General features: G+C 38.7%; 10 protein-coding genes and 2 rRNA genes. 1 reads left to right on the top strand and 11 read right to left on the bottom strand.

Annotated elements, in window-relative coordinates:
• Positions 1-216: 216 nt before the first annotated feature.
• The 9 genes from rsmI to ACFYKT_RS22200 all read right to left on the bottom strand — a co-directional run bounded on the left by rsmI (position 217) and on the right by ACFYKT_RS22200 (position 7,047).
• Positions 217-1,092, bottom strand: a complete 876-nt coding sequence (gene rsmI / locus ACFYKT_RS22240) for a 16S rRNA (cytidine(1402)-2'-O)-methyltransferase (RefSeq protein ID WP_389224375.1) — start codon at positions 1,090-1,092, stop codon at positions 217-219.
• Positions 1,070-1,354 (bottom strand): GIY-YIG nuclease family protein, encoded by a 285-nt coding sequence (locus tag ACFYKT_RS22235; protein ID WP_389224372.1) that lies wholly within the window; start codon positions 1,352-1,354, stop codon positions 1,070-1,072. The genes rsmI and ACFYKT_RS22235 overlap by 23 nt, the downstream gene beginning before the upstream one ends.
• The gene (locus tag ACFYKT_RS22230; RefSeq protein ID WP_389224369.1) at positions 1,344-2,084 is read right to left on the bottom strand and encodes a tRNA1(Val) (adenine(37)-N6)-methyltransferase; all 741 of its coding nucleotides are present in this window, start codon (positions 2,082-2,084) and stop codon (positions 1,344-1,346) included. The genes ACFYKT_RS22235 and ACFYKT_RS22230 overlap by 11 nt, the downstream gene beginning before the upstream one ends.
• 71 nt (positions 2,085-2,155) lie before the next feature.
• Positions 2,156-2,530, bottom strand: coding sequence for a DNA replication initiation control protein YabA (yabA, locus tag ACFYKT_RS22225; RefSeq protein WP_389224366.1), 375 nt, complete (start codon positions 2,528-2,530; stop codon positions 2,156-2,158).
• 13 nt (positions 2,531-2,543) lie between these two features.
• Positions 2,544-3,371 carry a PSP1 domain-containing protein gene (locus ACFYKT_RS22220; RefSeq protein ID WP_389224363.1) on the bottom strand — a complete coding sequence of 276 codons (828 nt, stop codon included), beginning with the start codon at positions 3,369-3,371 and terminating at the stop codon, positions 2,544-2,546.
• A complete protein-coding gene (holB, locus tag ACFYKT_RS22215) occupies positions 3,364-4,371 on the bottom strand; it encodes a DNA polymerase III subunit delta' (RefSeq protein ID WP_389224360.1) in 1,008 nt (335 codons plus the stop codon). The genes ACFYKT_RS22220 and holB overlap by 8 nt, the downstream gene beginning before the upstream one ends.
• 78 nt (positions 4,372-4,449) lie before the next feature.
• On the bottom strand, positions 4,450-4,779 hold the full coding sequence (locus tag ACFYKT_RS22210; protein WP_389224357.1) for a cyclic-di-AMP receptor: 330 nt from the start codon (positions 4,777-4,779) through the stop codon (positions 4,450-4,452).
• Between the two features lie 141 nt (positions 4,780-4,920).
• On the bottom strand, positions 4,921-5,571 hold the full coding sequence (tmk, locus tag ACFYKT_RS22205; protein WP_389224354.1) for a dTMP kinase: 651 nt from the start codon (positions 5,569-5,571) through the stop codon (positions 4,921-4,923).
• 39 nt (positions 5,572-5,610) lie between these two features.
• Positions 5,611-7,047 (bottom strand): aminotransferase class I/II-fold pyridoxal phosphate-dependent enzyme, encoded by a 1,437-nt coding sequence (locus ACFYKT_RS22200; RefSeq protein ID WP_389224351.1) that lies wholly within the window; start codon positions 7,045-7,047, stop codon positions 5,611-5,613.
• Positions 7,048-7,262: 215 nt separating this feature from the next.
• Between ACFYKT_RS22200 and ACFYKT_RS22195 the strand changes: the two genes are divergently transcribed.
• A complete protein-coding gene (locus ACFYKT_RS22195) occupies positions 7,263-7,466 on the top strand; it encodes a sigma factor G inhibitor Gin (RefSeq protein ID WP_389224348.1) in 204 nt (67 codons plus the stop codon).
• 64 nt (positions 7,467-7,530) lie between these two features.
• On the opposite strand, the gene rrf is transcribed toward ACFYKT_RS22195, so the two are convergent.
• Positions 7,531-7,647: ribosomal RNA gene (rrf, locus tag ACFYKT_RS22190) — 5S ribosomal RNA — on the bottom strand.
• A 202-nt stretch (positions 7,648-7,849) separates the two neighbouring features.
• A 23S ribosomal RNA gene (locus ACFYKT_RS22185) occupies positions 7,850-8,022 on the bottom strand; the annotation flags it as partial.

The following is an 8,022-nucleotide window of genomic DNA, read 5'->3' as shown; positions in this document are numbered from 1 at the left end:
CTAATTTGCGTTTCACTCGATTTTCTGTACGAGGAAAATCGAAGGTAGAGAACGAAATGGGGCTCGCATTAATGGCAGTGAATTTAAGAAAGTTCACTGCAAACAACTAAGGTAATAGAAGAGTTTAAACGAAAATATAGAAAAAGGTGAATTTGAGTGCGCTCAAATTCACCTTTTTCTATATTTGAAGCTAGTTATGTCCCAGCCTCCTTTTCTTTATTCCTTAATATGAAAGGCGTGATATACTTCCCTCTTACTTAAACCACGGTCACTTGCAGCTTGCTTAATGGCATCCTTGCTAGTCATTCCATGCACTGTCATATACTGATCCACATGTGCTTCAACAGACATTTCCTCCCACCATGCTATTTCTTCCTGTGGCTCCTCTGAGGAACCTTCTATAATCAAACAAAATTCTCCTCTAACTTCTTCATTTGTTGCCCACTCCAATACTTCCTTTACCGTTCCTCTAATAAACTCTTCATATCTCTTTGTTAATTCACGGCAAAGAACAATCTTCCTATCACCCATCTGCTCATCAATAAGCGTCAGTGTTTCTTTCAGACGGTGTGGTGCCTCATATAGTATAGTGGTAGCAGAAATCTTCGCGAGTTCTTCTAGTTCCTTTTTTTTCGACTTTTTCTGCCGATTTAGAAATCCATAAAAGTAAAAAGGCTGTGGATTTAGCCCAGATGCAATTAGTGCAGTCAAGGCAGCATTTGCACCTGGGAGAGGCACAACCGTTAATTGTTCAGCCGTTGCCGCTGCAACCAGCTCATAGCCAGGATCAGAGATCGTCGGCATCCCAGCATCACTTACAAGGGCAATTTTTGCTCCCGCAGTCAATTTTTCAAGAAGCTTTTGCCCACTAATTAATTTATTATGCTCATGGTAGCTTATAATCGGTGTTTCAATCTCAAAGTAATTACACAGTTTTTTTGTATTTCTCGTATCCTCTGCTGCAATGACATCTGCTTCCTTCATTATTCTTATTGCTCGAAAGCTCATATCCTCAAGATTGCCAATCGGTGTAGGAACTAAGTACAAAATCCCCTTATGTTCTTCATTATTAAAGCTTTTTTGCTGCCACATACGAACCACCTGTTTCCTTTACTAAAAAGTCTTCTTTCCTTTTCCGAGTCCATTGCTTAAATTCGTATTCTGCCCGTAATGCATCCCCTTTATTATCATAAGCCTTTGAAAAGATTAGCTCTACCGGGCCTCTTCCCCTTGTATATTTAGCCCCCTTGCCTTCATTATGAAGCTTTATTCGCCTAGCTAAATTATTAGTATAACCTGCATACATACTGCCATCTTTACAGTGGAGCACATAAAAATAATGATTAGGTTCCATACAAGATTTCCTTTATCTCAGGCGTATATTCATTTCCTTCATTATATACAATCAGCGGCGGCAATATTTTTAAATCGGGATTCCCATCCTTTGTCGCTTCAATAAGCAACGTATTTGCTTCCTTCCCTTGCTTAGGATAAACAAATTGGATCTTCTTCGGTTCAAGCTTATACTTCCGCATTAACGTCACAATATCAAGAAGTCTTCCTGGACGATGAACAAAGGCCACCTTCCCGCCCTGCTTCACTAAGTGACTAGAAGCTTGAATTGCATCCTCCAATGTACAGAGGATTTCATGACGGGCAATCGCCAAATGTTCATTCTCATTCATTTCATCAGATGAAGGAGTTGGAAAATAAGGGGGGTTACATGTAACAACATCAAATTTACCATAGCCTAAACGTTTAGGCATATCTTTAATATCCCCATGGATCATGTGTAAACGTTCCTGAAGGTGATTGTATTCAATGCTTCTTGTAGCCATATCAAAGAGTCTTTCCTGAATTTCAACACCTGTTATCATCCCCTTTGTTCTTGCACTTAAGAATAAGGGGATCACACCATTTCCACTACACAGATCAATTAAGTTCCCTTTTTGTATGGGCACATAAACAAATCTTGCTAATAATACAGCATCAAGTGAAAATGAGAAAACAGAAGGGCTTTGAATAATTCGTAAATCCTCGGCAAGCAAATAGTCTAATCGTTCATCTTCCTTTAAAAAGTCCATTCATTTTCCTCCAAATATATAGATGTAGGTACGAGAAAAATAGCCTTCCTTTGATAGGAAGGCCATCATTATTATTTCTTATTAAGGAAAGATAAGCAGAATAAGCAGTCTCCCTCTTTCCGCGGGCTCCCAAAATGCAGATTACATATATGAAAGCCTTCTTGATACAGTCGAGCTAGGTTATCATAACCTTCTCCAATATCAAGTAACTTTTCAGCAGATGATTTTGCTTTTACATTCGCTGATGGATTCTTTTTACTTGGCTTTTCTACCTCTTTAGTCTGTAGCTCTAAATGCTGTCTCAAATGGTTATTTTCCAGCTTTAATGAATTATTCTCTTCAAGTATTTCTGCCAAATGCTGCTTTAACTCACCAAGCTGCTGATATAAATGTCCAATTTGGGCTTCCATACTACTTACTGAGTCAAAGATTTCCTTTTTATCCACGTATTCCACCTCATTAATCTGTGGATTGAACTGATACAGCACCCTGTTTTATTATTTCATCAAGCGTATATTCAAGAATTCGATCCTCAGAGGTCACATTCACTTGAAGTACCCGTTCTAAAATATTCAAACCTACTACTTTACCAGGACCTTCAGGCGTTTCGATCCATTCCCCTACGTCCGGCAACTGCTCTTTTGCAGCCTCATATTCATCATTCTCATACTTTAAGCAGCACATAAGCCTGCCGCAAAGACCAGATATTTTTGTTGGGTTTAATGAAAGATTTTGATCCTTTGCCATCTTAATCGACACGGGGTCAAAATCACCTAAAAATGTTGAACAGCAGAGCATCCTTCCACAAGGGCCAATTCCACCCAGCATTTTCGCCTCATCTCTTACCCCGATCTGTCGCAATTCAATCCTTGTCCGAAAAATTGCCGCTAGATCCTTTACCAGCTCACGAAAATCAACTCTTCCATCAGCAGTAAAGAAGAAAATCACTTTGTTTCGGTCAAATGTATATTCAACATCAACTAGTTTCATATCTAATTGATGAGTATTTACCTTTTCACAGCAAACTTCATAGGCTTCAGTTGCAGCTTGCTTGTTTTCTTCAACAATCATTCGATCCTTTTGATCCGCAATTCGGAGAACCTTTTTCAAGGGAAGCACAACATCATGCTCATCAACCTTTTTTGGAGCTACGACTACCTTGCCGTATTCAACTCCTCGAACCGTTTCAACAATAACAAAGTCATCCTTTGCAATTGTTAATCCGCCGGGATCAAAATAATATATTTTGCCCGCTTTTTTAAAGCGCACACCTACTACATCATACAAATGAAGACCCCTCCTGCAATTTCAATACAAGCTGTTCCATTAACAGCTGCGGATTCATATTTGCCTGCAATTTCCTCTTTGCTTCCAAGATCACTGTCATTTGTTCTGATAGCTGCTTGCTAGAGGAATGCAACGCAAATTGCTCTAAACGTATTTTTTCGTTTAGATAGACAATCTGATCCTGTTTGCCTAGCTTAATATATAATAAATCCTTAAAAATAAGTAATAATAGGTCTAAACCATGATCCACTTGCTCTTTCTCTTTAAAGTGAAAAAACCACTCCTCCTGAAGTGTTACCATTGCTTCAAGTGGATTTTTTTTAAGCACTCCATATAATTTTAACACTATTTTTTGTGCTTGTACAAACCAATCATTTCGACTATATTCGAGCGCTTCATCTAAATTATTGGTAAGCTGGGCTAGTATTGGTGCCATATGCGGTTCTACCCCATTAGATGTCAGTATTTCAATCATTTGATCAGGCGAAAGAGCCTTAAATGAAATCATTTGGCAGCGTGATAGGATGGTAGGAAGAATTCGTTGTGACTGTTCTGTCATCAAAATGGCAATGGTTTGAGGATGTGGCTCTTCGAGAAATTTCAATAGACTGTTAGCCGCATTGACCGTCATTCGATCTGCATGAACAATCATATACAACTTTTTATTCGATTCAACACCTGTTTTAGAAAACTCCTCTTGTAAAGAGTGAATCTGATTTTTCTTTATGGACAGCCCATCTGGTTCAACAACATGTATATCGGGATGATTTCCGCTGTTAATTCTTTTGCAGTTTAAGCAGTCTTCACAAGGGATGTAGCCATCTACTGGAGATTGGCAAAATACACTTTTAGCCAAAATAGTGCTTGCCTCCCGTTTTCCAGCTCCCTTCATCCCTTCAAACAAGTAAGCGTGGGCAAGCCGCTTTTTTAATATCGTATTTTTAAACATTTTCAAAACAATCGGCTGCGTCTCCTGAAGCTGTTCCCACGTCTTAGCCAAAATCATCACCGCTTACATAAATATATTTATTAAAAGACCTTAAATCTCTCTGACTTTATCGCTATAGAGGTTTATTATCTAAAATTGATGGAAACTTTCGATTGGCAGTACAAATACAGTAGCACCACCGACCTCCACCTCTACCGGATACGGTACATATGAATCAGCATTTCCTCCCATTGGGGAAATTGGGGCAACTAGCTGGTCTCTTGACTGACAGTTTTCTTTTATTATTTGTAATGCCTTATCCACACGAATATCCTCTGTACCAATCATGAAGGTTGTATTTCCTGATTTCAGAAATCCCCCAGTACTTGCTAACTTAGTCGCACGAAAGTTATGGTCCACTAATGCCTTTAATAATTTACTGCTGTCCTGATCTTGAATAACCGCTAATATAAGTTTCATATTTTCAGCCCCTTTCATTTTTCCGTAATCTTTCTATCTCCATTATAACAATTAATTAGGGGACAGACATATTAAATTCATTGTTGAAAAATGGAATATTTATAAATCAGGGTGCAAAAAAGCCTTAAAGACAACATCTCTTTAAGGCTTCTTTAGTTCTTCTTGCTGAATGATCTCCATTAGTTTTCTCTTTGCTTCCATGTAAACCGACTCAATCGGCTGGGAAGCATTTATTTTATACATACGTTCTGGATAATCATTGATTAATTTAGTATAGCCTTCACGGACATTTCTATGAAATTCAAGATTTTCCAAATCCAGTCGGTTCACTTCTCTATCCTGATGCTTATTAATTCTTTCTAAACCTAACTCTGGTTCAATATCAAAATACAATGTAAGCTTTGGCATCATTTCTTCAATTGCGAAGCGATTAATGGAAAACACTTCGTCCATCCCTAAACCACGTGCATAGCCCTGATAAGCTAAAGAACTATCTATAAAACGATCACATAAAACAATATACCCTTTTTCAAGAGCTGGAAGAACCTTCTCAACTAAATGCTGTCTTCTTGCAGCTGCATACAAAAGAGCCTCTGTTCTAGCATCCATGCTTGTGTTTCTTTTATCAAGGATTACATTTCGTATCTGTTCTGCAATCTCTATTCCTCCGGGTTCTCTAGTTTGCAGGACTTGATAGCCTTCTTCTATTAACCTTTGTGAAAGCATACCAATAACTGTTGTTTTTCCTGCACCCTCAGGACCTTCTACTGTAATAAATATTCCTTTTTCCATTTGTTAGCCTCCATGCTGATCCAGTAATAATATATTCAGTCAGGTCAAATATATGTTTATTTCGCCATGTTTAAATGTGCTATCCCCTTGAAATCTAGCTCCAGATTCTATAAGCAGATTGATATTATCTATATCCTCCCTGCTTATTATTTCCCCAGGAAATAACAAAGGTATTCCAGGTGGATATGGAATGATAAGCTGGGCGCAAATTCCGCCGACCGCTTTCTCCAATGGAACAACCCCTATTTGAGAAGCTGCCATTTCTTCTGAGTTTAAGGCTAATTTCGTGATAGCAGGCTTTTTAAACACGATTTTCGCCTTTTCCTTTTCTGACATGATAATCGGGTTCAATGCAGCTTCGAAACGGCTAATAACTTCCTTAATTGAATAGGGCATACTAGCCTTCAACAATGGAAATACAAGGACTATATTATAGGGATCAGCCATCTCCGTGTAGATCCCTTCACCCTCAAGTAATCTTTGGATTTCATAACCGCTTAACGAAGTAGTTGATTGAATCGTTATTTTTAAAGGGTCGCCCATTCCCTTTTTATAAGATAATACTTTAATTCCATTTAGTTTCTGAAGTTCACTTCTAAGTTCATTTATCTTCTTCCCTAAGTAATCAGCATCTTCATTAGTAAACGTAGCTAAATAGTATCTAGCCATATCAAGTGAAGCCATGATTGGATAAGAAGGACTGCTCGACTGCAAAATATGGAGATATTGGCTCACAACATTCTCTGACAGCAGCTCACTGTTAAAGTGTAGATACGCCCCCATCGTCATAGCAGGAAGTGTTTTATGGGCAGATTGAACAACAATATCTGCTTTCAATTGCACAGCTGACTTTGGAAAAAGTGCTCCACCTACAAAATGAGCCCCATGTGCCTCATCAATTAAAACAGGAATATTATTAAGATGGGCTAATTCAATGATCCCCTCTATTTCATCCGCCATCCCATAATAATTGGGATATGTAAGTACTACGGCTTTTGCATGGGGATACTTTTCTATTGCCTGTTTAATAGTACTTAAAGTTACCGCCCTCGCAATTCCCCAATCCTCATCAAAAATTGGACCTAAGAAGACAGGTTCAGCCTTAGCAAGATTAATTCCATTCAAAATTGATTTATGACAATTCCTCTGCACAAGGACCGTATCATTTTCCTTAAGCGCAGCCATTATCATTGCTAAATTTCCAACCGTCGATCCATTTACTAAGAAAAAGCTCCTTTTCACCTCATATAATTGAGCAAGCAGCTCTTCTGCCTCTTTTATAACCCCATCAGGTGAATGGAGATCATCCAACCCGGTGAGCTCTGTTGCATCTAGTTTAAGTAATTCATTATAGTAGCCTTTGGCTTCATCTATAAGAATTTCCCCATACTTATGCCCTGGAACATGAAGCGATAAAGGGCTTTGCTCTGCATGATTTATTAATTGTTTAAATAAAGGCATTCTTTTCTGATCCATTTTTTAATCACCAAATATTATTGTTAGAGTCTCATCTATTTTACCAAATACCCAGTTAAAGTGATACTTTCTCAAAAGAATTCCATTATAGACATACAACCAAATTAAGTTTAAATCATACAATAATAATTAGATGGGATTTAAAGGTTGAATTTTCCTAAAATTGTATACAATAATACAAATCGGGATAGACTTGGTGTATGGAGGTGGAGCGATTGGGTATGCTTATGGCAAAGAAGCATATGGAGGAAGAGTGTGTCATTTGCGAGCAAGCAAAACAAAAGGGAATACATCTATACACTTCTTTTATATGCACAGACTGTGAAGTGGACTTAATTTCAACAGACACGAGTAATCCTAAATATAAATACTTTTTAAAACAGTTAAGAAAGGTAACTCATCCAGAGATTTATACTTAATTGGCCCCCGTTGAGGGCCCTTTTGTCTACAAAAAAGAGTACCCGTTGGGTACTCTTTTACTTTGCCTGGCGGCGTCCTACTCTCACAAGGGGACAGCCCCTAACTACCATCGGCGCTGAGAAGCTTAACTGCCGTGTTCGGGATGGGAACGGGTGTGACCTTCTCGCTATCGTCACCAGACTATTTTTTTACCTGAGGTTTTGTTCCCTCAAAACTAGATAATGCAGAAGAAGAAGATAGAGTAATCATTAATCATTTTGTCCAGCTACGGCTCCTAGCTTTTCGGCCGTTTCAATCCATCTCTACAAATCCAAAAGCAGGATTTGCAGTGCTGGCTTTCCAACGTCTCTCAAAGCTGAACAGTCGCCTTCGCCTTTCGTTTTTGGTTAAGTCCTCGACCGATTAGTATTTGTCAGCTCCACGTGTCACCACGCTTCCACCTCAAACCTATCAACCTGATCATCTTTCAGGGGTCTTACTAGCTTGACGCTATGGGAAATCTCATCTCGAGGGGGGCTTCATGCTTAGATGCTTTCAGCACTTATCCCTTCCGCA

This window comes from Cytobacillus mangrovibacter (assembly GCF_042865275.1).
GTDB classification, from domain to species: Bacteria; Bacillota; Bacilli; order Bacillales; family Cytobacillaceae; genus Cytobacillus; species Cytobacillus mangrovibacter.
This window is presented reverse-complemented; position numbering and strand designations above follow the sequence as displayed.